Source organism: Paraburkholderia sp. SIMBA_053 (assembly GCF_046534895.1).
Taxonomy (GTDB): domain Bacteria; phylum Pseudomonadota; class Gammaproteobacteria; order Burkholderiales; family Burkholderiaceae; genus Paraburkholderia; species Paraburkholderia caledonica.
This window is the reverse complement of record NZ_JAWRXU010000007.1, coordinates 223,847-248,093: the sequence shown is the minus strand read 5'-3', so window position 1 is coordinate 248,093 and position 24,247 is coordinate 223,847. Positions and strand designations below refer to the sequence as shown.

Genomic DNA, 24,247 nt, shown 5'->3' with positions numbered 1-24,247 from the left:
TAACCCGCCGTTTCGCTCACTCGAGCGCCGCGGCCACAGCACGCACGCGTTCCTGATGCACGGCGTCCTTGATGCCGGCCGGCGTATCGGCGAGCCTTTTGGCGACGGCGCCTGCATCCACGCCCCGCGCTGCGACGAGCGCAACTCGCAGACGCTCCGCCTGCGGATACTCCCGCGCTTCGAAACCGAGCCGGCCGCGCGCGTCCGCCTCGCACGCCTGCAAGGCTTCTGCGAAACGCGAAGGCTTGCGTATCGCGTCGCAGCGCTCGAGCAGCCTCACGAGTGCAGCAGCGCCCATTTCCGTCACGCGATGGATGTTGCCGTGTTCGCGCGCGACCAGCACCGCGAGGTCGCGACATTCGTTCGGAACACGTAAGCGCTCGCACAAAGGCTTCAGCAGATCCACGCTGCGTCCTTCGTGGCCGATATGCCGCGGCAGAATATCTTCGGGCGTGGTGGCTTTGCCGAGGTCATGCGTGAGCGCCGCAAACCGCACGGGCAGCGCATAACCCTGCTGCGCGGCGTGGTCGAGCACCATCATTACGTGCACGCCCGTATCGACTTCCGGGTGATAGTCGGCGCGCTGCGGTACGCCGAACAGCGCGTCGATCTCCGGCAGAATCCGCGCCAATGCGCCGCAATCGCGCAGTACTTCGAACATGCGCGACGGCTTCTTCTCCATCAAACCGCGCGACACCTCCTGCCATACGCGTTCGGCGACGAGCGCGTCCACTTCGCCGTCCGCCACCATCTTTCGCATCAGCGCGAGCGTCTCAGGCGCGACGGTGAAATCGGCGAAACGCGCGGCGAAGCGCGCAATCCGCAAGATGCGCACCGGATCTTCGAGAAACGCATCGCTGACGTGACGGAAGAGCTTTGCCTCCAAGTCGCGCTGACCGCCGAACGGATCAATCACCGGGCCTGTGAGTTCGCCTCCCGGACGCACCTCGCGAGCCATTGCGTTGATCGTCAGGTCGCGGCGCGCAAGGTCTTCTTCGAGCGTCACGTCGGGCGCGTAGAAGAACTGGAAGCCGTGATAGCCCGCCGCGGTTTTTCGCTCTGTACGCGCGAGCGCGTACTCCTCGTGCGTCTGCGGATGCAGGAACACGGGGAAGTCCTTGCCGACCGGACGGTAGCCCTGCGCGACCATCTGCTCGGGTGTTGCGCCGACCACCACGTAATCGCGATCCTGAACCGGCACACCCAGCAATTCGTCGCGAATGGCGCCGCCCACTGCATAGATATTCATCGGCATTCGTCTAGATACGCAACGGCGTGCGTCTCGCTGAATGCGTCGTCGATCCAGGCTTTCACGGCGGGCACGGCCATGACCCGTCGCATATACGCCGACGACGTCTCGGACAACGCCGGTTTCCACGTGTTGAAGCGCATGACCACCGGCGCGTACATTGCGTCCGCGATGGTGAACTCGCCGAACAGGAACGGACCGCCATATGTGTCCAGACAGTCGCGCCAGACCGCCTCGATACGCGCGATGTCGGCCAGCACACCCGGCGTTGCGTTCTTGCCGGGGAACGACGCGCGAATGTTCATCCACATATGCGAGCGCAATTCTCCGAAGCCGGAATGCATCTCCGCGCTCACACTGCGGGCATGCGCCCGCGCCGCCGCGTCGCGCGGCCACAACGCGTGCTGAGGAAAGCGCTCAGCCAGCGTCTCGGCAATTGCCAGAGAATCCCAGATGGCAAGGCCCGTATCATCGATCAGACAGGGAATCTTGCCGGGGCCCTTCGGCGCATGAGCCAGCACGGCAGCGTTGGTGCCGGGCTGGTCCAGATGAATCAGGATTTCGTCGAACGCAATCCCAAAATGCTTGAACAGCAGCCACGGACGCATCGACCACGACGAATAGTTCTTGTCACCAATAAGCAGCTTCATGCGGGTTCGTATGAGGAAGTAAGTAAAGAGGTTCAGCGCCCCGCGCTCGCGCGAAACGCATCGAAACGCGAGCGTGCCGACGCCCCGCTCAGATAGACCGGCGCGATGGTTTCGAGGCTGGCCGGTTCGAGACCAAGCTCGGGTGCGAGCGGCCGGGTCAGCACGTTATCGACTTTCATCGAGTCGAGATTGTCGCGTGTGAGGACCGGTTCACCGGGTGCCATTTCGAAGGTCATTGCCTGCATGCGAGCCAGCATTTCCGGCAAACGGATGATGCTCGCGTGCCTGCCGATCACATCGCCGCAATACTTGACGAGCTCTTCGAGCGAATAGACGCTCGGGCCGCCAAGCTCGTAGGTCTTGCCGCTCGCCGCATCGAGATCGAGCACGTTCACGATCGCCTTGGCGACGTCGCCGACATAGACAGGCTGGAACTTCGCGTCCGGCATTGCGAGCGGAATCACCGGGAAAATGCGCTGCAAGAAAGCGAACTTGTTGAGAAACTGGTCTTCCGGGCCGAACACGACGGATGGCCGAAAAATCGTCCACGCAAGATTCGACGCGTGCACGGCTTTCTCGCCGTCGCCCTTCGAGCGCGCGTACATGCTCCGGCCGTTCGAGTCGGCGCCGAGCGCGCTCAGATGAATTAGCCGATGCACGCCCTTACCTTCGCAAGCCGCCGCAATTCTGGTCGGCAGTTCGACGTGAGCGCGCGCGAATTCAGGACCGTACGGTGTGCGTCGCTTGCCATGCAGCGTGCCGACGAGATTGATCACACAGTCGGTTTCCTCGACGAAGCGAGCGAGTTGAACTGGATCGAAGACGTCGGTCTCGATCACGTCGATAGGAAGCAGCGTGAGGTGACGAGCGTTATAGCGTCGCCGTGTGGCGATGCGCACGTCTTTGCCCATTTCAACGAGGGCGTTGACGAGATGGCTTCCGATGAAACCGGAACCGCCAATGATCGCAATGGCTTTGTGTCGCATTTTCGACTCCCTGGTGGAAGCCGCGGCAACGGCTGGCGTGGCGCACCGCTACCTCGCACCGAGGCAGCGGCGGCACGGCGCTTACGGTGCGATGTAACCCAGACGCGCCTTCAGCGATTGCGGACGGCCTTCGAACAATGCCGCGTAGTAGACCGTGTTGGACAACACATTCTTCACATAGTCACGCGTTTCCTGGAAGGGAATCGCTTCGGCGAAGATCGCGCCTTCAACCGGATGCTGCAACGTCTGCCGCCAGTTACGCGGACGGCCCGGCCCGGCGTTGTAACCCGCGGTGGCCAGCACGGCGGAACCATCGAACTGATTGTAGATCATCGACAGGTAGTTCGTGCCCAGCAGGATGTTAGTGTTGATGTCGTTCATCTGCTCGCGCGAAATCGGGCCGAGGCCAATCTTCTTTGCGACGAGTTGCGCGGTGCCGGGCATCAACTGCATCAAACCGCCCGCGCCGACTTCGGAACGCGCGTTGATGATGAAACGTGATTCCTGGCGAATGAGCCCGTACGCCCATTCCACGTCGAGGCCGCTCGACTGCGCATCCCGTTCGACGATATCGCGGAACGGCGACAAATAACGCAGCGAGAAATCGTGTTCGGTTTTCGTGCGGTCGGCGGTGTTGACGGTTCGGTCATACAACTGGATACGGCGCGCGTATTCGGCGGCGGCAAGCAGCTGACGGTCGCTCATGGTGCGCAGCGGCCAGTTCCACTCGCGATTGCCTTCGAGCCGCAAGTTCAGCGCGTAGAAGCGCTGCGCCAGATCGAAACCAGGCGTGTTGCCGGCCTGCTGGACTTCGGAGTCGGTCACCATGGTTTTAGGCGGCACCGAAATCTTCTGCCCGAGTTCTTCAGCGGCCAGTTGCCCGTAGAAGTTGAAACCCTGCGAGATCGACTCGAATTCCTGGTTGGCCGTGGTCGTGTCGCCAGCCTGCTTGAGCGCACGGGCATGCCAATAGACCCACGACGGCTGATTGCGCAGCGCCACCGGCATCTGCTCGATCGACCAGCGCACCATGTTCCAGTCTCCGGCAAGGAGCGCGGTGCGCGTGCGCCATTCATACGCGGGATTGGAGAGCGGCGCGTTTGCCGACAGCCTGTACCAGTCGGTGGCGCTCGGCATCTGTTTGGCCGCCGCCTGATAGGCAATGGTGCCCCAGCCGATCGCGCGTTCGGGCGAATTCAGCGACGGCGCGACAGATGCGAACGTGGCCGCGGCCATGGCCGGATCGTTGCGGGCCATGCGCGTGATCGCGAGCAGCGCGAGTTGATGCGATTGCGCATCGGGACTGACACCGCGCGCGAGCAACAACGGCGGCGTACTGGTAGCCTGGCCGAACAGCACCGGATCGGGCGCCTGGTCGCCCAGCGCGTCGACCAGCTTGCTGCCGGTATTCGGATAGTTCTGTTCGTACGCGAGACGGATTTGTTGCCAGATGTCGTCGGTGCTGAACTGCTTGTTCACGCCGAGCACCGTGATCAGATCGACGCAGCCGTCGCCGTACCATTTCGGATCGACGAGCAGAGCGCGCGCCGCGTCCGCGACATTCTCGCCGCGCGACGCACGCGATTCGAGCGCGTAGCACTTGACCTGCGTATCGTCGTTCAGCACGAAGCGCGCATATTGCTGGTCGAAGTTGCGCCAATCGTGGCGCGTGCCGAGCACCGTGAGGTAGTCGTTGCGCATGCGGTCGGCGATCGCCTGGCCGTCGTACTTCTGCAGGAACGCGAGCACCGGCGCGTCTGGCGCGTCGACGCGCGCATGGCCGCCGGAATCGAAGAGCTGCGGCTTGATCTGGAAGTACTCCAGATACGAAGGCGCCGGATAGCTCGGGATCATGCTCGCCAACTGCACCGCACGAGCCGCGTCGTTATTGCGGGCGGCCTCGCGCAACTGGACGAAAATCTGATCGTCGTTGGTGAGCTGCGAAATGGGAAGAGGCTTGACGGCTGATGCCGTGCTACATGCGACGAGCGCCGCTGCGGCTAACGCCATGCCTGCCGCGCGATATACTCGATAAAGACTTTTTGACATCGTTGTTTCTGGAGCGCGAATTGAACCCAAGCATAGCATGCAACCCTGTCGCAGAATCGAAAAAGGCGCTGCGTCGAATGCTATTGGAAGCAAGGCTACAAGCGGCTTCCGAGCCGACTAACAATGCCGCGCTCGGACGCTGCGTTCTCGATGCGCTCAAGCATTTCGACGTGCAAAGCGTCGGGTTCTACTGGCCGCTCGCGGGCGAATTCGATGCGCGCGCAGCGATCTCCATCTGGCTCACGGGCAGCACGCAACGCGAGGCCAGCCTGCCCATCATCAAGGAACGCGGGCTGCCGCTCGAGTTCCACGCATGGTCGCCGGATACGCCGATGAAGATCGGCCACCACAAGATCGCAGAGCCCACCACAGGGCGAATGGTAACGCCCGAGCTACTGCTCGTTCCCTGCGTGGGTTTCGATGCCGACGGCTACCGACTCGGTTACGGCGGCGGCTACTACGACCGCACGCTCGCCGGCTGGCCCGGCGCGAAGAAGCCGATCACGGTGGGTGTGGCGTATGAAGCATGCCGCACCTCTGCACTGAAGCGCGAGGTGCATGACATCCCGCTCGACATGATCGTGACCGAAGCGGGGCTTCATGCGCGGAGCGTCGGCTAGATGCGTCTGAAGAGCGACCGGTAACACACCGCTTGGCGCGGCTTGTACGCAGCAAGGAAACTCATGCCTCGCAGGCGCGCGTCTCAGCGCCTCACATCTATAACGACGCCGCCGCGCGCGCGGCTGTGTCGTACATCCCAGACGCGTTTCTCATCAATTGCGCCGCGTCGCCAATCTGTTCGTTGGTGAGGCCGCTTTCCTTCAGCGTCGAGATGAGGCAACTCTCGCGCACCTCCCGATACTTCAGACACAGCGCACGGCCCGCTTCCGTCGCCGAAAAAAACACTTCCTTGCCGGTCTTTTCGCTTTTTACATACCCTCTAGCTACGAGCTTCTTCAACGCATAGGTCGCGACGTGCGTATCTTCTATGTTGAGGACGAAGCAGATGTCGGCCAGTTTTTTGCGGCGCTCGCGATGACTCACGTGATGCAGCAGCGAGACCTCGATTGCGGTCATGTCCTTGTCCCCGGCCGCCGACATGCAGCGCACCATCCATCGGTTGAATGCGTTGCCGGCCATGATGAGCGCGTACTCGAGCTCGGACAGTTCCGCGCTCGTGTCCGACACGAGATGTTCGGACGAGACGATCTTGGTGGGATGCCGCGACATGTGAATTTCTCAGGAAAACGGGATGGAGAGTGTCGGGAGTGTACGACGAGCGGCTCACGGCGGCGAGCCTGGCGAAAACTCTTATTGATAAATTGTTGATATTTTATTGACAATGTACGCTTCAAACGTCGCGTAGCCATGCCCCATGGTTTGTGACGGCGTTCAATGCAGAACTCTTCGACATCTTCGGGTCTTCAAGCCATGAGCCAACCCAGAATTTTTCCGCTCGGCGACGCCGCGCTTGTCTGCGAGGCGCCCCCGCCCGCGACGCTGGACTGTCAGCGCCGCGTGTGGGCGGCCGCCGAAATGGCGCAGCACTGGCCTCATGTGCTGGAAGTCGTGCCGGGCATGAACAACCTGACGCTCGTGTTCGATCCCGTCGAAGCCGACCGCGACGCGCTGACGGCCCGGCTACAGGAAGCCTGGCAAGCGGTCAGCGCAACGCCCGCGCCGGGCCGCGAAGTCGAAGTCCCGGTTCAGTACGGCGGAGAGTTCGGCCCCGACCTCGGTGCAGTGGCGAACCACACCGGTTTGAGCGTGCGCGAGGTGATCGAGCGGCATTCGGGTGGCGAATACGTGGTCTTTTTCCTCGGCTTCCAGCCGGGCTTCGCCTATATGGGCGGACTGGAAGAAGCGCTGCATACGCCGCGCCGCGCATCACCGCGACTCGAAGTGCCGGCCGGTTCGGTCGGCATCGGCGGGGAGCAGACGGGCATTTACCCGGCTACGTCGCCCGGCGGGTGGCAACTGATCGGCCGCACCGAACTGCCGCTGTTCGACCCAACGCGCCGCCCGCCCACCTTGTTGCAGCCGGGCGACCGGGTGCGCTTCACGATTGCGGGGATACACGCATGATCGACGTGATTCGCGCAGGTCTGCTGACCACGATTCAGGACCTCGGCCGTCACGGCTACCGGCATCTGGGCGTCGCAATGGGCGGGGCGCTCGACCGCCTGTCGCTGGAAGTCGGCAACCGGCTGGTCGGCAACCGGCCCGATGCCGCGGGCCTCGAAATCACCTTCGGCCCCACCGTGCTGCGCTTCCTGCGGGCGACACGAGTGGCCATCACCGGCACTGAATTCGGCGCGACGCTCGACGGCAAGCCGGTCTACTCGTGGTGGAGCCTGCCTGTGAAGGCCGGCCAGGAGCTAGTACTGAACGCGGCGAAGCGCGGCATGCGCGGCTACGTGTGCATCGCGGGCGGCATCGACGTATTGCCGATGCTCGGCTCGCGCAGCACCGACCTTGCCGGTCACTTCGGCGGTCTCGGGGGCCGGGCGCTGCGCGACGGCGACCGCCTGCCGGTCGGCGCGCCGCCGCAGCGCACACACGTCGGCTTCTCTCCCGAGGCGCCGGAGTTCGGCGTCAAAGCGCCTGCCTGGTGCAAGTTCGTGCTCGTGGACGAACCGCTGCGGCGCGGCCGTCATCCGACAGGCGTGCCCTGGGCGGTCCCCATTCGCGTGCTGCGCGGCCCCGAGTACGAAAGTTTCACCGAAGAAGCACATGAGTCTTTCTGGTCCGACGAGTGGCTGGTCACGCCGAACAGCAACCGCATGGGCTACCGGCTCGCCGGCACGGAACTGAAGCGCAAAGTCAAAGCGGATCTGCTGTCGCACGCGGTGCTGCCGGGCACGATCCAGGTGCCGCCGAACGGCCAGCCGATCGTGCTGATGAGCGACGCACAGACTACCGGTGGCTATCCGAAGATCGGCGCGGTCATTCAGGCCGACTTGTGGAAGCTCGCTCAGGTGCGGCTGAATGCGGCGGTCCGCTTCATTCCGACCACACCCTACGAAGCGCGCCACGCGTTACTGGAAGAGCGCACCTATTTGCGGCAGATCGACGCCGCCATAGCAATGCATGAAGAACGTTGCGCACGTCAGATGACCGCCGCAGCGTTGTGACAATGACCGCCCCCAAGCCTGGCGCGTCGCGCCCGGCCTTTCGAGGGGCAAGAAAACTTGGGGCGGCCCGGCGTTTTCTTGAGAGTAGAGGAACATCATGGAAATCGATCTGAACGCCGACCTCGGCGAAGGCTGCGGCTCCGACGAGGCGCTGCTCGACCTCGTCAGCTCCGCGAATATCGCGTGCGGCTGGCACGCGGGCGGCGCCAACGCCATGCGTGACTGCGTGCGATGGGCGGTGCAAAAAGGCGTGTCGATCGGGGCGCATCCGAGCTTCAACGACCCGGAGAATTTCGGCCGCAAGGAGATGGACTTGCCGGCGGCCGACATTTACGCGGGCGTGCTTTATCAACTAGGCGCGCTGTCGGCAATCGCGCAGGCCGAGGGCGGGCGCATCGCGCACGTGAAGCCGCACGGCGCTCTTTACAACCAGGCCGCGCGCGACGCGAAGATCGCCGACGCGATCGTTTCGGCCGTGCATGACTTCGATCCGTCGGTCGCGGTTTTCGCGCTTGCCAACAGCGGTCTCGTGACGGCCGCGCGCAACGCGGGGCTGACCGCCATCGAAGAAGTATTCGCCGATCGCGGCTATCGCGCCGACGGCTCGCTCGTGCCGCGCAAGGAGCCCGGCGCGCTCCTCGAAGATGAAGACGAAGTGCTCGAACGCACCCTTGCAATGGTGCGCGAGCAGCGGGTGCGCGCCGTCGACGGTCAATGGGTGCCGCTCAACGCGCAGACCATTTGTCTGCACGGCGACGGCCCGCATGCGCTCGCGTTCGCGCGACGCATCCGCAGCGCGCTCCAACAGGCCGGTATCGAGGTGCACGCGGCCGGCGCAGCAAGCGTCTGAAGTACGCGCCGCCGCATCCTGGTCATGTCCTGAACGCCCCGCTACATGCGGGGCGTTCGCCAGGTGCGAGAGGTTATGCAGAGATTCGCAGTATCCGCAGTCGATTCATCGCAGTGAACGCAGGTGCAGGTGCAGGTGCAGTGCGTAGCAACGCGGCCGTCAAGAGCCGCGGAAACAAAACGGCGCGCGGATCGCCACGCGCCGGCCCATGTTAGCCGTCACAAGCGGCGACGTTGAAACCTGTTTGGAGATCCAGATGCAGACAACAGTCAGTCTATGGCCGCTCATCGGCGTGGCCGTCATCATCGTTGGCTTTTTATTGCGGTTCAATCCGATGCTGATCGTGGCAGTCGCCGCGATCATTACCGGGCTGGCCGCGCATTTTCCGGTCGAGAAAATCCTCGCCGAAATCGGCACTGGTTTTATCAAGACGCGCAACATTCCGTTGATCATCCTTTTGCCGCTCGCGGTAATCGGCCTGCTGGAACGGCATGGCCTGCGCGAGCGCGCGCAGACGTGGATCAGCGGCATCAAGGCCGCCACGGCCGGGCGCCTGCTGATCGTTTATCTGCTCGTGCGCGAGCTGACTGCGGCAGTCGGGCTGACCGGGCTTGGCGGGCATCCGCAGATGGTGCGCCCGCTCATCGCGCCGATGGCCGAAGGTGCAACCGAAACCCGTTTCGGCAAGATCAGCGACGCCGTGCGCTTCAAGCTGCGGGCGTTTTCAGCGGCAACGGATAACGTGGGCCTCTTCTTCGGCGAAGACATTTTCGTTGCGTTCGGTGCGATCGTACTGATGACTACCTTCCTCAAGGAGGCAGGCATTATCGTCGAGCCGATCCACGTCGCGGTCTGGGGCATTCCCACTGCAATCTGTGCATTCCTGATCCACGGCTTCCGCCTGTATCTGCTTGACCGCAAGCTCGACCGCGAATTGCGCGGCAACGCCCACGCGGGCAATGCCACCGTATCGTCGACGCAATCCGCTGCAGGAGACAAAGCATGACGCTCTCGATTACCTATCTTTTCTGGCTGTTGGGCGTGGTGCTGCTGATCGTCGGCGGCATGATCGTCACGGACAAGGAACATCCGCGCCGCCTGACGGCCGGCGGCTTCTGGATTCTTTATGCGCTGATCTTTCTGATCGGCGACAAACTGCCGCCCGCAGTGGTCGGCGTTGCAGTGATCGTGATGGCGGTGATTGCAGGCTTCGGCGGGGTCACCGCCGGCAAGCCCAGAGTGCTGTCGCTCGAAGCGCGCAAGGCAAGCGCCGCGCGCCTTGGCAACAAGCTGTTCGTGCCCGCGCTGACGATTCCCGTGATCACCGTGATCATCACGTTGTCGGCGAGTCACCTCGTGTTCGGCGGCGTTCCGCTGATCGAGAAGGCCAACGTCACGTTGATCGGCTTCGGCATCGGCTGCGTGATCGCGCTCGCGATTGCATGCGTGCTGACGCGCGACACCGTCGGGCAGTCGATGAAGGAAACGCGCCGCCTCGTCGACGCGCTCTCCTGGGCCGCCGTATTGCCGCAAATGCTCGGCATGCTCGGCCTCGTGTTCTCGGACGCGGGTGTCGGCAAAGCCGTCGCTCACGTGACCACCGCGTATATCAGCCTCGACTACCGGTTTATCGCAGTGGCCGTGTATTGCATCGGCATGGCGCTCTTCACGATGGTCATGGGCAACGGCTTCGCTGCCTTTCCGGTGATGACGGGCGGCGTCGGCGTGCCGATCCTCGTCGGCGTGTTCCATGGCAATCCGGCCGTGATGGTGGCGATCGGCATGTTCTCGGGCTACTGCGGCACGCTGATGACGCCGATGGCCGCGAACTTCAACATGGTGCCGGCGGCCTTGCTGGAACTGCCGGATAAGAACGCCGTTATCAAGGTCCAGATACCTACCGCGCTGACCTTGCTGGTGGTGAACATCTTCCTGCTCAACTTCCTGATGTTCATGTAAAGGGCTTCGTAAAAACGTCCGTAAAAGCAGCAATTTCCGATGTGTCGCGCGACGCTTTCGCGGCACATCGGCGAAGCACCTCAAACAGGAAAAACCTGCAAGGGAAATAGGATGCGTCCGATCGTCGGTCCGTGATGCCGACCATAAGATGCTGGACCATCTCCTATCCACACGCGCCGGCGCGTGCAACGCGCGCCGCCGGAGCCTTTCCCGCAGGTTTCCATGGAACGTCAACCTCAGCGCACCGGCGCGCATTCCGCGCCGCCGTCATCCAGCGTTACTTCGCTCGTGAATGCCGCGCTTGGCGCGCATCAGGCCGGCCGGCTCGACACCGCCGATTCCATCTACCGCGAGATTCTGGCGCTTGCGCCGACGAATTCGCAGGCTTTGCATTATTTCGGGGTACTGCATTATCAGCGCGGGCAATACGCGGACGCCGCCGCACTAATGAGCAACGCGCTCAAATACGACCGTCACGACGCCGCCTGCTGGAGCAACCGCGGACTCGCCGCCGCCGCGCTCGGCCATCTCGACGAAGCCACCATCTGTTACGACCAGGCGTTGCAGCTACAACCCGATTTCGCCGACGCGCGCAACAACTTCGGCACCGCTTTGCAGGCGCAGGGCGCGTTGAACGAAGCCGTCGAACAATATCGGCTTGCAATCGCGTCGAACCCTGCACTGGTCGATGTCCATCTGAATCTGGGCACGGCGCTCGGCAAACTCGGGCGTTTCGCGGAAGCGCTGGTGTGCTATCGCGACGCCTTGCGAGTCGATCCGACTTCAGCGGAAGCGCACTTCAACGCGGGCAATGCCTACACAGCGCAGGGCGAGCGCGAGGCGGCCGTCGCGAGCTTTGAGCGCGCGCTCGCGTTGCGCCCGAATTACGCCGAGGCGCATATCAACCTGGGTAGCGCAATCGGCAAGCATGGCGACTATGCGGGCGCGGAGTCGCACTACCGCCGCGCGGTTGCAATCGCGCCGAATCCGACCAATCTCGTGTGCCTGGGCGGCTCGCTCGGCGCGCAGGGACGGCTCGACGAAGAGGAGACGTTCTATCGCGAAGCGCTCGCCCGCGATCCGCATTACGCCGACGCCCATCAGAACCTTGCCTGGCTGCTGCTCAAGCGCGGCGATTTCAAACAGGGTTGGGCCGAGTTTGCGCTGCGCTGGCGTAAGAGCGATTACGAAGCGCTCGCGATTCCGGGCGTGGCCGAATGGCGCGGCGAACCGCTCAAGGGGCGTCGTGTGCTGATCGTCGGCGAGCAGGGTTTTGGAGATCATTTCCAGTTCCTGCGTTTTGCGCGCTTGCTGCACGAACGCCGCGCCACAGTAGACGTCTGCGTGCGCGAGCCATTGCTGAGTCTTGTTCAACGCATGCCGGGCGTACACAACGCGTTCAGCGGAAAACCGGAGCAGAACTGCGCGGAGCTGAACTACGACTTCTGGGTTCCCATGACGAGCGTGCCGTCATGCGTCGGCACTGAGTTGTCCACCATCCCGGCCGAAGTGCCGTATCTGTTCGCGGACCTTGCCAAGGTCAAAACCTGGCGCAAGAAACTGAAGAAAACCGGCGATGCAAAGCGCAGAGCGGGCCTCGTTTGGGCAGGCAGTCCGGCGTTCGGCAACGACCGCTATCGGTCAATGGCGCTTGCCGATTTGCACGCGCTCGCAGATGTCGCCAATGTGGAATGGTATCCATTGCAGAAGGGTGCGGCGCACGCGCAACTCGCCGCCGCGCCGCAAGCCTTCCGTACGCACGATTTCAGCGGCGAGTTGAACGACTTTGAAGACACAGCCGCGCTGATCATGAACCTCGATCTGGTGATCGCAGTCGACACCGCCGTCGCGCATCTGGCCGGCGCGCTCGGCAAGCCGGTGTGGCTGCTGCTGCCGGCCAATTCAGACTGGCGCTGGCTTGAAGAACGGAGCGACTCGCCGTGGTATCCGGGAATGCGACTGTTCCGGCAGAAGGTACTGGGCGAATGGGCGGAGGTGGTGAAGGAAGTGATCAGCGCAATCGATCCCGCGCCGTAGATCGCGCATCGCTTCAGCCCGCATCCACCACAAACCCATGTTGTCGCAAAAGCTGCAGAACGCCTTTGCGGCCACCCAGATGCAACGCGCCGATCGCCACGAACACCGGCTTGTTCGGCGCGGCGATCTGCAGCATGCGCGAGACGAAGCGCCGGTTGCGCGCGTACACGATCCTGTCGTCTATCGAGTTGGACACCTGCTTGTCGCGCGCCAGTTTTTCGGTTTTCGCGGCCTCCCAGGCGGCGATTGCATCGGCGTCGCCGACGCGCCACAGACGGTGCAAGGTCCGCACGTCCTCGACGTTTTGCGCGGGCGTCTGCATTAGATCCTGCGCGAGCATCTCGCGTTGCTGGGCGAGCGTGAGCCCGGTGAAGGCGCGCATCTGCTGCGGCAGGGTTTCAAGGCCGATGATCTTGCCACGTGTGCGCAGATATACGTTCTGCAACTGCGCTTCGGTGCCGTACTCGGTCTGCAAGCCGGCGCTGAGCGAATCGTAGGTTTCGACCAGCAGCGAGGCGAGCCACGGGCGCATCTTTTTGATTTCATCCAACGCCGCAGGATTGCCGCGCAGACGAAACGCGAGCTTGCGCCACAGCGGCTCCGGCAAGAGGCCGGGAAGGCAGTCGCGGCGGCACACGCCGTACTTGGAAACATCGTCTTGCGAAACGAGTAGCTCGTCCGGCGAAAGTTCGAGCGCAAGCGTCGGCGAAGCAGCCAACGCGCCCATGATCGGCGGACGAAACGGCTGAGCCGGCGGGTAATCGGCGGGATCGCCCACGTGCAGTGTGCCCAGCACGTAGATGGTGGTAGCACCGCGAGTCGCGACGTAGAACGGCATACGCGCCGGTTGCAGACGCACGGGTCCGCTCGCAGTCGTACCGGGTGTGGCAGGTGGCGGGTTGAAACCCGGCAGCGCGGCGCGTGGCTCCGAAGGCGCGTGCGGCACCGGCAACGCGGGACGCACACCTTGCGTGGTTGAATTGACGCCAGCCGTGGGTGTATTGGCCGCGGCGCCGGCAGCATGCGCGCGGCCGAGCGGTGCCGCGGAGAAATACAGAACGGAACAAACGCCGACGAGCGCGGCACCGGTCAGTGCACGCGCCCGCAAGCTTCGCATGAAGGCAGCGCGGCGGCCGCCTTCACGCGAGCGGCGCGCAAGACGACGCGCCGCCAGCGCATCAGGCATCCACGTCCCCCACCTCCTCGGCGCGGTGACACGACACCTGACGGCCATCCACTTCACGCAGCTTCGGCTCTTCGCTGCGGCAACGGTCGATCACATAGGGGCAGCGCTGATGAAACGTGCAGCCCGAAGGCGGATTCAGCGGTGAAGGCATCTCGCCTTGCAGCTTGATCTTGATCGTGCGATCCGCCTCGAAGATCGACGGCGTCGCCGACATTAACGCGCGCGTGTAGGGATGCCGCGGCTTCGAGAAAATCCGCTTCTTGTCGCCGAGTTCGGCCACGCCGCCGAAGTACATCACCATCACGTCGTCGGCAATATGCTCGACCACTGACAGATTGTGCGAGATGAACACATAGCTCGTCTTGAACTCCTGCTGCAGATCCATGAACAGGTTCAGAATCTGCGCCTGGATCGACACGTCGAGCGCCGACACGGGTTCGTCGGCGACAACGATCTGCGGGTCGAGAATCATCGCGCGAGCAATCGCCACGCGTTGACGTTGACCGCCCGAGAACATATGCGGATAGCGCTTCGCATGTTCCGGACGCAGGCCGACGGTACGCATCATTTGAGCGATGCGTTCCGCGCGTTGCGTTACGCTCAGTTGGGAGTTGATCGCGAGGGGTTCGCCGAGCGTCTGCTCCACGGTCTTGCGCGGGTTGAGCGACGCAAACGGGTTCTGAAACACCATCTGCACGCGCCGCCGCAGCGCCGCGATTTTCGCGTGATCCGCGCCAGCCACGTCTTCACCGTCGATCAGCAAACGGCCCGCACTGGGCGCTTCGATCATGGTCAGCTGGCGCGCGAGCGTCGACTTGCCGCAACCGGATTCGCCGACCACGGCGAGCGTCTTGCCGCGCTCGAGCGCGAACGACACGCCGTTGAGCGCCTTCACCGTCCCCGTTGCGAACATGCCGCGTTTGACCGTGTAATAGCGCGCGAGCTTGTCGGCGACCAGCACGTGATCGCCCGCATGGTCCGACTGGCGCCGCGTTTCAGGTACTGCGTTCATCGTGCGCCTCCATGTGTGTGAACGTTCGCGTCGCCGCTCAGGTTCAAGGGTTTGATGCAGCGCACGCGCGCCACTTCGGCGTGACCTTGCATGGGCGCGAGCGCGGGGCGTCCCTTGTTGCAGTCGTCGACCATGTACTTGCAGCGCGGGGCAAACAGACACCCTTTCGGGCGATCGTCGCGTCCGGGCACCATGCCCGGCAGAGCGGCGAGTCGCACGGCACCCACGTTGTGCTCGGGAATCGCGGCCAGCAACGCTTCAGTGTACGGATGATGAGGCGCGGCGAAGATATCCGGCACCTTGTTCGTCTCGATCACTTCGCCAGCGTACATGACCGCGACTCGCTGCGCGACCTCGGACACCACCGCGAGATCGTGCGAAATCAGCACGAGCGCCATGCCGCGCTCTTTCTGCAAGCGCATCAGCAGTTCCATGATCTGCGCCTGGATCGTTACGTCGAGCGCGGTGGTCGGCTCGTCGGCGATCAACAGCTTTGGGTTGCAGGCAATGGCCATGGCGATCATCACGCGCTGGTTCATGCCGCCCGACATCTGATGCGGAAACGCGCCAATGCGGCTCTTCGCGTCCGGAATGCCGACCTGATCGAGCAGTTCGAGCGCGCGCTTATCGAGCGCGGCGCCGCGCAGCCCTTCGTGCAGCTTCAGCACTTCCTTGATCTGATAGCCGACCGTGTAGCTCGGATTCAGACTCGTGAGCGCGTCCTGGAACACCATCGCGATATCTTTGCCGATGATCTTGCGGCGTTCCTTCGCCGATGCCTTCAGCAGATCGCGGCCGTTGAACGTGATTTCGTCCGCCGTGACCTTGCCGGGGGCGTCGATCAGTCCCATCAACGCCATCATCGTCACGCTCTTGCCCGAACCCGACTCGCCGACAACGCCGAGCACTTCGCCCGGCGCGACGTCCAGATTGATCCGGTCGACAGCAGGTAGTCCGTTGAAATTGACCGCCAGATTGCGGATGGTCAGTAGATTGTCCATTTATGCCATCCGTTTCAGTTTGGGATCGAGTGCGTCGCGCAGCCCGTCGCCGAGCAGATTGATGGCGAGCACCGAGATCAGGATGGACAAACCAGGCATCGTGACGATCCACCATGCGCTGTCGATGTAGTCACGCGCCGAGGCCAGCATCGCGCCCCACTCCGCCGACGGCGGTTGCACGCCGAGGCCGAGGAAGCCGAGCGCGGCCGCATCCAGAATCGCCGACGAAAAGCCGAGCGTTGCCTGCACGATCAGCGGCGCGGTGCAGTTGGGCAGCACCTGCGAGAACATCAAGCGCAGCGTGCCGGCGCCGGCCACTCGCGAGGCCGTCACGTATTCCTTCTGCAACTCGCCTTGCGCCGAGGCGCGCGTCAAACGCACGTAGCCCGGCAACGCGACGATCGCGATCGCCAGCATCGTATTGACGAGGCCCGGACCGATGATAGCGACCACCGCCACCGCGAGCAGCAGCGACGGCAATGCGAGCAGCACGTCCATGATGCGCATGATCGGCGTATCGGCCCACTTCTCGAAGAATGCCGCGATGAGACCGAGCACGACGCCCGGAATCAGCGCGAGCACCACCGACACGAAGCCGATCCAGAACGACAGCCGCGCGCCGTACATCAGACGCGAAAGGATGTCGCGGCCGGCTTCATCGGTGCCGAGAACGAACCGCCAGTTGCCGCCTTCGAGCCATGCAGGCGGAATTTTCACGAAGTCGCGGTACTGTTCGATCGGGCTATGCGGCGCGATGAGCGGCGCGAAAATCGCCACGACGATAAGCAGCAGAACGACGATGCCGGCGCCAACCGCACCGCGATTGCGCGAGAAATTCGCCCAGAATTCGCGAGCGGCAATCGCGCGGCCGCTGGGCGGCGTCACTGCTGTGGGAACTGTATTTTGTATGTCTGCCATGCTTGATCACCTCGTATGGCGAATGCGCGGGTTGAGCACGCCGTACAACAGATCGACGACGAGGTTCACGAAGATCACCAGTGTGGCGATCATCAGGATGCCGCCCTGCACGACCGGATAATCGCGGCGGCCAATCGCATCGATCAGCCATTTGCCGATACCCGGCCACGAGAAGAGTGTCTCCGTCAGTACCGCGCCCGCAAGCAGCGTACCGACCTGCAGACCGATCACCGTCACCACCGGAATCAACGCATTGCGCAAGGCATGAACGACGATCACTCGCCCCGGCGACAAACCCTTCGCGCGCGCAGTGCGGATGTAGTCTTCCCGCAGCACTTCGAGCATCGACGAACGAGTCATGCGCGCGACGACCGCGAGCGGGATCGTTCCGAGCACGATGGCGGGAAGAATCAGATGGCTCAGTGCGGACTTGAACGCGCCTTCGTCGGTGGACATCATCGCGTCGATCAGCATGAAGCCGGTCACGTGCGGAATGTCGTATTCGACCGCGATGCGGCCCGACACCGGCGTCCAGCCAAGCTTGACCGAGAACACCATGATGAGGATCAAGCCCCACCAGAAGATCGGCATCGAATAGCCGGTCAGCGCGGTACCCATCACGCCGTGATCGACCGCCGTGCCGCGCCTGAGCGCCGCGAACACGCCTGCCGGCAGGCCGACGATCAGCGCGAACAGCATCGCGCAAATCGACAGTTCAACGGTCGCGGGGAAGCGGGCGAGAAATTCGCCCATGACGCTCGTGTTGGTGATGATGGAAGTGCCGAGATCGCCGTGCAGCGCGCGGCCGATGTAGTGAACGTATTGCATTGGCAGAGGCTCGTCGAGCCCTAACCGGTGCATAGCCGCGGCATGCATCGCCGGATCGACGCCGCGCTCGCCCATCATCACTTCGATGGGGTCGCCCGGTATCAGGTGAATCAGCGCGAATGCAAGGATCGTGATGCCGATGAACGTCGGTATCACCATGCCGATGCGGCGCAAAACAAAGCGGAACATGGTTCGTCCCTATGGTCTTGATGAAGAAAAAACGCAACCGGCGACGAGGGCTTGTGACCCCGGTCGCCGGACCATTTCGACCAGTTTTCTAACCGTGCGAAAAGCGTACTGCGCGAATTTTACGGCTTGCCTGACTCAATATCGGGCGCCTTACTTGACGCTGACGCCGTCGAAGCGAGCGTAGCCGAGCGGCTCGATACGCATGTCGACCACCTTCTTGCTGACAGGCTGGTAGACCGTCGAGTGAGCGATCGGCGAGAACGGCAGTTGCTGCGCGAAGATCTGCTGCGCCTGCGTGTATGCCGTCGTGCGCGCGCCCTGGTCGGACGTCGAACGACCCTTCTGGATCAGATCGTCGAAAGGCTTGTAGCACCACTTCGAGAAGTTGTTGCCGTTCACTGCGTCGCAGCCAAGCAGCGTGCCGAGCCAGTTGTCCGGATCGCCATTGTCGCCCGTCCAGCCGATCAGCATCGTGTCGTCCTCACCAGCGTGGGCGCGCTTGATGTACTCGCCCCACTCGTACGTGACGATCTTCGCCTTGACGCCGATCTTGGCCCAGTCAGCCTGGATCATTTCCGCCATCAGACGTGCGTTCGGGTTGTATGCGCGTTGCACCGGCATCGCCCACAGCGTGATGTCGAAGCCGTTCGGATAACCGGCCTTTGCGAGCAGCGCCTTGGCTTTATCCGCGTCGTACGATGCGCCCTTCAGGTTCTTGTCATAGGACCATTGGGTCGGCGGCATCGGGTTCGTGGCGGCCTGGCCTGCGCCCTGGTACACGGAGTCGATGATCGCCTTCTTGTTGATCGCCATGTCGAGCGCCTGACGCACTTCGACCTTGTCGACAGGCTTGTGCGTCACGTTGTACGCGAGGTAGCCCAGGTTGAAGCCAGGCTGCGACGGCATCGCGAGACTCGATTCGGCCTTCAGCGGTGCAATATCGGCCGGGCGCGGATAGCTCATCACCTGGCATTCGTCGCGCTTCAGTTTCTGCACGCGCACGCCTGCGTCCGGCGTGATCGAGAAGATCAGCTTCGAAATCTTGACCGCATTCGGCTTCCAGTAATCGGGATTGCCGTCGAAACGGATGGTCGCGTCTTTCGTATAGCTGCGGAAGATGAACGGACCCGTGCCCACCGGGAACTGGTTGATGTCGGCGGCTTTGCCGGCCTTCAGCAACTGGTCGCCATATTCAGCCGACAGAACCGACGCGTATTCCATGGCCAGGTTCTGGATGAACGGCGCGTTGACTTCCTTCAGCGTGAACTTGACCGTGTACGGATCGACCTTTTCGACCTTCGTGATCAGCTTGTCCAGACCCATGTCGGTGAAGTACGGGAACTGCACCGGGTAGGCCTTGTGGAACGGCTGGTTCGCGTCGAGCATGCGCTCGAAGGTGAAGATGACGTCATCCGCGTTGAATTCGCGCGTCGGCTTGAAGAACGACGTGGTCTGGAACTTCACGCCATGACGCAGATGGAACGTGTACGTCTTGCCGTCCGCGGAGACATCCCACTTTTCGGCGAGGCCCGGCTCGACCTTGGTGCCGCCACGCTCGAACTCGACGAGACGGTTATAGACGGTGAACGTATTGGCCGTGAAATCGGTGCCCGTGGTGTATTGGGCCGGATCGAAACCCGCAGGGCTGCCTTCTGAGCAGTAAACGAGTGTCTTGTTCGGAATCTCGGCGCGCGCGCTTTGCGCACCCACCATCGATGCCGCTGCAGCTGCGACGAGCGTCGTAACACGCGCGGCGCGCAACAGGTTGTTTTGCTTCATGTTTCCTCCAGGTTCGGGGCTGGCTGACGCCAGCGTAGCGCGATATTACTGAGCTTTCCCCGGTGTCACAAGCAGAGGAAATTATCCGCCACGCCGCAGCCGGCGCGCCTGCGCGGATATTTCAAGACCTCTTTCGAATGACTTTCAGAGTAGGCCATCGCGGCGATTCTTGTGGAATCGTTTCGAGTTGTTCTGACTGGAAATCTGGGAAAAGTGCTGGAAGAGACAATTCGCCAGAGCCGCCGCGTATGAATCCGCACGGCGGCCTGGAACAACAATCGGCAACAAAGGCCAGCACAACGGCCAACATCAACGGCCAGAATCAACGACGAGTCAGCGGTTTAACTGCCCAGGCGCTCGCAGATCGCCGTGGTCGCCGCAGCGCCGTTGAGCGTATAGAAATGCAGACCCGGCACCTTCGCGCTGATCAGACGCCTGCACAGGTCCGTCACCACGTCGAGCCCGAATGCGCGAATCGACTCGCGGTCGTCGCCAAAACTTTCCAGCCGGCGCGCGATCCAGCGCGGCACTTCGGCGCCGCACATCTCTGAAAAGCGCATAAGCTGCGAAAAGTTCGTGATCGGCATGATGCCCGGCACGATCGGCACGTCGACGCCGAGTTTCCTGGCGTCGTCGACAAAACGGAAATACGCGTCCGCGTTGAAGAAGTACTGCGTGATCGCTGAATTGGCGCCGGCCTTCACCTTGCGAGCGAAGTTTTCAAGATCGTGACGCGGCGAACGCGACTGCGGATGATATTCCGGGTAGCCTGCCACCTCGATCCAGAACCAGTCGCCGAACTCTGCGCGGATAAAGCTCACCAGTTCAGACGCATAACGCAACTCGCCGACTTCGCCCATGCCGGACGGCAAGTCGCCACGCAGCGCGACGATATGGCGAATGCCATGTGCGCGGTACTCGTTGAGAATCGCGCGCAAGCTCTCTTTGGACGAGCCGATGCACGACAGATGCGGCGCCGCCTCGAGCCCTTCCTTCGCCATATCGACGACGGTATCGAGCGTGCCCTGTTGCGTCGAGCCGCCTGCGCCAAACGTGACGGACACGAACTTGGGCTTGAGTAAAGCGAGTTGCGCACGCGTTGCGCGCAGCTTGTCGACGCCTTCCTGCGTTTTCGGCGGGAAGAATTCGAATGAAAGTTCGATCGGGTTCATGGTTCAGTATGTCAACCGAGACTGCGGTTGCCGAAAATGAGCGCGGACAGCAGCCATGACACGATGCTATACAGAATCGAGCCGAAGAACGCCGACCAGAAACCCGACACTTCGAAGCCCTTCAGCAGCGACGCGCACAGCCAGAAGCACAGCGCATTGACCACCAGAATGAAGAGTCCGAGCGTGACAATCGTGACGGGCAGCGTCAACAGAATCAGCACCGGCCGCAGCACCGTGTTGATCAGTCCGAGCACTACCGCGACGATCAACGCGGTGCCGAAGCTGCGGATATGAATCGACGGAACGAGGTAGGTGATGATCAGTAGCGCCAGTGCATTGATCAGCCAGGTCAGCAGAACGGTCATGTAAAGCTCCTTGCAGGCAGGATGTCCGTTGAACGAAAAGGCAGGCATGGCGAGCAAAGCGGCGCCTAAGCGCCGCCCCGTCGTCACACCATCATGTTTTCAGGCTGCCCTCGGGCTTACGCGCGAGGGGCATACCGGAACGCGTACTTAGTAGCGGTAGTGGTTCGGCTTGAACGGACCGTTCTTGTCGACGCCAATGTAGCCCGCCTGCGCGTCCGACAACACGGTCAGGTTCGCACCGATGCGCGCCAGATGCAGACGCGCGACCTTCTCGTCCAGATGCTTCGGCAGCACGTACACGCGGTTCTCGTACTTCTTGCCTTGCGTGAACAGTTCGATCTGCGCGAGCGTCTGGTTCGTGAACGAGTTCGACATCACGAACGACGGATGGCCCGTCGCGCAACCCAGATTCACGAGGCGGCCTTCAGCCAGCAGAATCACGCGCTTGCCGTCGGGGAAAATGATGTGGTCGACTTGCGGCTTGATGTTGTCCCACTGGTACTGACGCGTCGAGGCCACGTCGATTTCCGAATCGAAGTGACCGATGTTGCACACGATCGCGTTGTGACGCATCGCCTTCATGTGATCGTGGTTGATCACGTGGTAGTTGCCCGTTGCCGTAACGAAGATGTCGGCTTTGTCGGCCGCGTATTCCATCGTCACCACGCGGTAGCCTTCCATCGCCGCTTGCAGTGCGCAGATCGGATCGATTTCGGTGACCCACACGGTTGCGCCGAGACCGCGCAGCGATTGCGCGCAGCCCTTGCCCACGTCGCCGTAACCCGCCACCACGGCGATCTTGCCCGCGATCATCACGTCGGTCGCGCGCTTGATGCCGTCGACGAGCGACTCGCGGCAGCCATACAGATTGTCGAACTTCGACTTGGTGACCGAGTCGTTGACGTTAATCGCCGGGAACGGCAGGCGGCCTTCTTTTTCCATCTGATACAGACGATGCACGCCGGTCGTGGTCTCTTCCGTCACGCCCTGGATGTGAGCGAGACGCGTGGAATACCACGTCGGGTCAGCGTCCAGATGGCGCTCGATCGACTTGTACAGCGCGACTTCTTCCTCGTTGGTCGGCTTGGCGATCACCGAGCGGTCTTTCTCGGCCTTCGAGCCGAGGATCAGCAGCAACGTCGCGTCGCCGCCGTCGTCGAGAATCATGTTCGCGAACTCGCCGTTCGGCCATTCGAAAATGCGGTGCGAGAACTCCCAGTATTCGTCGAGCGACTCGCCCTTGAACGCGAACACCGGCGTGCCCGCCTTGGCGATTGCCGCGGCGGCGTGATCCTGCGTCGAGAAGATGTTGCACGATGCCCAGCGTACGTCCGCGCCGAGCGCGGTCAGCGTTTCGATCAGCACGCCGGTCTGGATAGTCATGTGCAACGAACCTGCGATTCGCGCGCCCTTCAGCGGCTGCTGCGCCTTGTATTCGTCACGCGTTTGCATGAGACCGGGCATTTCCGTCTCAGCAATGGTGAGTTCCTTGCGGCCCCAGTCGGCAAGCGACATGTCGGCAACAATGTAATCCTGGGAAGCTTGGGAATCGATAACTGCGGCGTTCATCACGCCCTCCTTTCTAAATAGTGACTAGAAATTTGACGTGAGCGCGGTTCGATGCGGTGGACAGGAAAGCGCAATGCGCATCCGTTCCTTCCGATTGAAGCCTTCGAGCCTGGCGGGCGGCCGGCGAATATATGCTGATTCGCGGTACCCGTCGCAACGCTCCTCGAAGACGAACGGCGATTGTAGCAAATCGAGATGGCTTCGGGGCGTGAGGATCGGTTTGGGGTGGGCTTTTGGGGGCGGGCTTATTGGGGTGGCGTTGCCGCGGCGTTGCGTTGCCTTGCGGTCGCCTTTTGCGGCGGCGTCAGGCGGCTAGCTCTTGCGCCGGGTTACACAGCGGCCGCGCCGCCTACCGCATGCGCGCCGGCTTCGGCGGTCATCTGCGCGCCGTGCAACTGGACGATCCCCGCTCGCGCTCTGTCGAGAAACTGCCGGGAAAAGCGGAAAGCGTCGGCGACGTCGGCGGGATCGGGCGTCAGCCAGCCGAACGCAATGCGGAAGTAGCGCTCAGCGTGGATGCCCGGGTGGTAATGCATGCGCACGCGCTTCGCGTCCGCGAGCCGCGGATTGCCGAAAATTTCGCGGAGCGCCCACGAAAACGCGCCGTCCTCGCCGCCGATACGGCGAAACGCGTCATCCATAGGAAAGCCGCCGAGCGCTGCGAATGCCGCCCGACGCACGATGAGACTGCTCGGCACCGTATTGCTGAGCGTCGCCGCATGCTGCGCGAAGTCTTGGTGACCGGTGATTTCGCGAGGAAAACCAACGTACTCGACGTCGAGGCGCACCGACACCTGTTTCGGGTTCTGCGCGAGAAACGCACTTGCGGCAGCCAATGCGCCGGGCAGGTATTCGTCGTCGGCATCGAGAAAGGCAAGCAGATCATGCGACGCATGCAGCGCGCCCCAATTGCGCGCCTGCGCTGCGCCGCCGTTGCAGGGCAGGCGCAGCAGCGCGATGCGCGAGTCGGTCCGCGCGTACCGAAGGACGAGGTCGGCGGACGAATCGGTGGAGGCGTCGTCCACGACGATGATCTGCGCCGCCTCCGGCTGCAGCCGGCAGCTTTCGAGAGCCCGGGCAAGCGTCGAGGCGCCGTTGTAGCAGGGAATAACGACCGAAATGGGGTGAGCGGATGTCATGGGCAGAAGTTGTCGCAGGCGGCCGGCGCGGCAAAAACCGGCGATGGTAGCGCGGGCACCGGAAGGCCCGTCTCGAAATCGCGCGGGCTTCATGCGCGCTGTCCGCAAGCGACCTTCATCAACCTCGCCGCTATAAATTTGATGACTTACAATCTCCGGATTCATTCCAATATGG

Annotated in this window: 22 protein-coding genes and 1 riboswitch; of the genes, 7 read left to right on the top strand and 15 right to left on the bottom strand. The window is 62.6% G+C overall.

Going from position 1 to position 24,247, the window contains the following annotated elements; all coding sequences use genetic code 11:
* Positions 1-16: 16 nt before the first annotated feature.
* From SB753_RS22190 to SB753_RS22175, 4 genes are all read right to left on the bottom strand, one after another.
* Positions 17-1,249, bottom strand: coding sequence for a multifunctional CCA addition/repair protein (locus SB753_RS22190; protein WP_020070800.1), 1,233 nt, complete (start codon positions 1,247-1,249; stop codon positions 17-19).
* A complete protein-coding gene (locus tag SB753_RS22185; RefSeq protein WP_410801826.1) occupies positions 1,246-1,899 on the bottom strand; it encodes a glutathione S-transferase family protein in 654 nt (217 codons plus the stop codon). Before SB753_RS22185 ends, SB753_RS22190 begins: the two co-directional genes overlap by 4 nt.
* Before the next feature lie 32 nt (positions 1,900-1,931).
* A complete protein-coding gene (locus tag SB753_RS22180) occupies positions 1,932-2,885 on the bottom strand; it encodes a complex I NDUFA9 subunit family protein (protein WP_410801824.1) in 954 nt (317 codons plus the stop codon).
* Between the two features lie 81 nt (positions 2,886-2,966).
* Positions 2,967-4,934: a lytic transglycosylase domain-containing protein gene (locus tag SB753_RS22175; RefSeq protein WP_087752456.1), complete on the bottom strand. Its 1,968-nt coding sequence runs from the start codon at positions 4,932-4,934 to the stop codon at positions 2,967-2,969.
* A 77-nt stretch (positions 4,935-5,011) separates the two neighbouring features.
* Here SB753_RS22175 and SB753_RS22170 point away from each other — a divergent pair, with 77 nt between their 5' ends.
* Positions 5,012-5,554 carry a 5-formyltetrahydrofolate cyclo-ligase gene (locus tag SB753_RS22170; protein ID WP_310066063.1) on the top strand — a complete coding sequence of 181 codons (543 nt, stop codon included), beginning with the start codon at positions 5,012-5,014 and terminating at the stop codon, positions 5,552-5,554.
* 97 nt (positions 5,555-5,651) lie between these two features.
* Here SB753_RS22170 and SB753_RS22165 read toward each other — a convergent pair whose 3' ends face one another.
* Positions 5,652-6,164: a winged helix DNA-binding protein gene (locus SB753_RS22165; protein ID WP_020070795.1), complete on the bottom strand. Its 513-nt coding sequence runs from the start codon at positions 6,162-6,164 to the stop codon at positions 5,652-5,654.
* Between the two features lie 201 nt (positions 6,165-6,365).
* Between SB753_RS22165 and pxpB the strand changes: the two genes are divergently transcribed.
* The 6 genes from pxpB to SB753_RS22135 all read left to right on the top strand — a co-directional run bounded on the left by pxpB (position 6,366) and on the right by SB753_RS22135 (position 12,914).
* Entirely contained in the window at positions 6,366-7,019 is a 654-nt protein-coding gene (pxpB, locus tag SB753_RS22160) for a 5-oxoprolinase subunit PxpB (protein WP_088176805.1), read from the top strand.
* Complete coding sequence (locus SB753_RS22155) at positions 7,016-8,068, top strand: biotin-dependent carboxyltransferase family protein (protein ID WP_020070793.1); 1,053 nt, start codon at positions 7,016-7,018, stop codon at positions 8,066-8,068. Before pxpB ends, SB753_RS22155 begins: the two co-directional genes overlap by 4 nt.
* A gap of 97 nt (positions 8,069-8,165) precedes the next feature.
* Complete coding sequence (gene pxpA / locus SB753_RS22150; protein WP_020070792.1) at positions 8,166-8,918, top strand: 5-oxoprolinase subunit PxpA; 753 nt, start codon at positions 8,166-8,168, stop codon at positions 8,916-8,918.
* 256 nt (positions 8,919-9,174) lie between these two features.
* Positions 9,175-9,924, top strand: coding sequence for a DUF969 domain-containing protein (locus SB753_RS22145; RefSeq protein WP_020070791.1), 750 nt, complete (start codon positions 9,175-9,177; stop codon positions 9,922-9,924).
* On the top strand, positions 9,921-10,877 hold the full coding sequence (locus SB753_RS22140; RefSeq protein WP_410801821.1) for a DUF979 domain-containing protein: 957 nt from the start codon (positions 9,921-9,923) through the stop codon (positions 10,875-10,877). The genes SB753_RS22145 and SB753_RS22140 overlap by 4 nt, the downstream gene beginning before the upstream one ends.
* A gap of 222 nt (positions 10,878-11,099) precedes the next feature.
* Complete coding sequence (locus tag SB753_RS22135) at positions 11,100-12,914, top strand: tetratricopeptide repeat protein (protein WP_410801819.1); 1,815 nt, start codon at positions 11,100-11,102, stop codon at positions 12,912-12,914.
* Positions 12,915-12,927: 13 nt separating this feature from the next.
* On the opposite strand, the gene SB753_RS22130 is transcribed toward SB753_RS22135, so the two are convergent.
* The 10 genes from SB753_RS22130 to SB753_RS22085 form a co-directional block, all read right to left on the bottom strand.
* Positions 12,928-14,100: a TraB/GumN family protein gene (locus tag SB753_RS22130; RefSeq protein WP_408413541.1), complete on the bottom strand. Its 1,173-nt coding sequence runs from the start codon at positions 14,098-14,100 to the stop codon at positions 12,928-12,930.
* Positions 14,093-15,112, bottom strand: a complete 1,020-nt coding sequence (locus SB753_RS22125; protein WP_288828530.1) for a peptide ABC transporter ATP-binding protein — start codon at positions 15,110-15,112, stop codon at positions 14,093-14,095. Before SB753_RS22125 ends, SB753_RS22130 begins: the two co-directional genes overlap by 8 nt.
* Entirely contained in the window at positions 15,109-16,113 is a 1,005-nt protein-coding gene (locus SB753_RS22120) for an ABC transporter ATP-binding protein (protein ID WP_027777007.1), read from the bottom strand. Before SB753_RS22120 ends, SB753_RS22125 begins: the two co-directional genes overlap by 4 nt.
* The gene (locus SB753_RS22115; protein ID WP_020070785.1) at positions 16,114-17,031 is read right to left on the bottom strand and encodes an ABC transporter permease subunit; all 918 of its coding nucleotides are present in this window, start codon (positions 17,029-17,031) and stop codon (positions 16,114-16,116) included.
* Between the two features lie 6 nt (positions 17,032-17,037).
* Positions 17,038-18,048 carry an ABC transporter permease subunit gene (locus tag SB753_RS22110; RefSeq protein WP_006052552.1) on the bottom strand — a complete coding sequence of 337 codons (1,011 nt, stop codon included), beginning with the start codon at positions 18,046-18,048 and terminating at the stop codon, positions 17,038-17,040.
* Positions 18,049-18,198: 150 nt separating this feature from the next.
* Entirely contained in the window at positions 18,199-19,827 is a 1,629-nt protein-coding gene (locus SB753_RS22105; protein WP_087752462.1) for an ABC transporter substrate-binding protein, read from the bottom strand.
* Positions 19,828-20,168: 341 nt separating this feature from the next.
* A complete protein-coding gene (gene metF, locus SB753_RS22100) occupies positions 20,169-20,999 on the bottom strand; it encodes a methylenetetrahydrofolate reductase [NAD(P)H] (protein ID WP_020070782.1) in 831 nt (276 codons plus the stop codon).
* Between the two features lie 11 nt (positions 21,000-21,010).
* Positions 21,011-21,364: a phage holin family protein gene (locus SB753_RS22095; RefSeq protein ID WP_006052549.1), complete on the bottom strand. Its 354-nt coding sequence runs from the start codon at positions 21,362-21,364 to the stop codon at positions 21,011-21,013.
* A gap of 147 nt (positions 21,365-21,511) precedes the next feature.
* Positions 21,512-22,933: an adenosylhomocysteinase gene (gene ahcY, locus SB753_RS22090; protein WP_020070781.1), complete on the bottom strand. Its 1,422-nt coding sequence runs from the start codon at positions 22,931-22,933 to the stop codon at positions 21,512-21,514.
* A 32-nt stretch (positions 22,934-22,965) separates the two neighbouring features.
* Positions 22,966-23,104: riboswitch (S-adenosyl-L-homocysteine riboswitch) on the bottom strand.
* A 158-nt stretch (positions 23,105-23,262) separates the two neighbouring features.
* On the bottom strand, positions 23,263-24,072 hold the full coding sequence (locus SB753_RS22085; RefSeq protein ID WP_410801816.1) for a glycosyltransferase family 2 protein: 810 nt from the start codon (positions 24,070-24,072) through the stop codon (positions 23,263-23,265).
* Between the last annotated feature and the right edge of the window lie 175 nt (positions 24,073-24,247).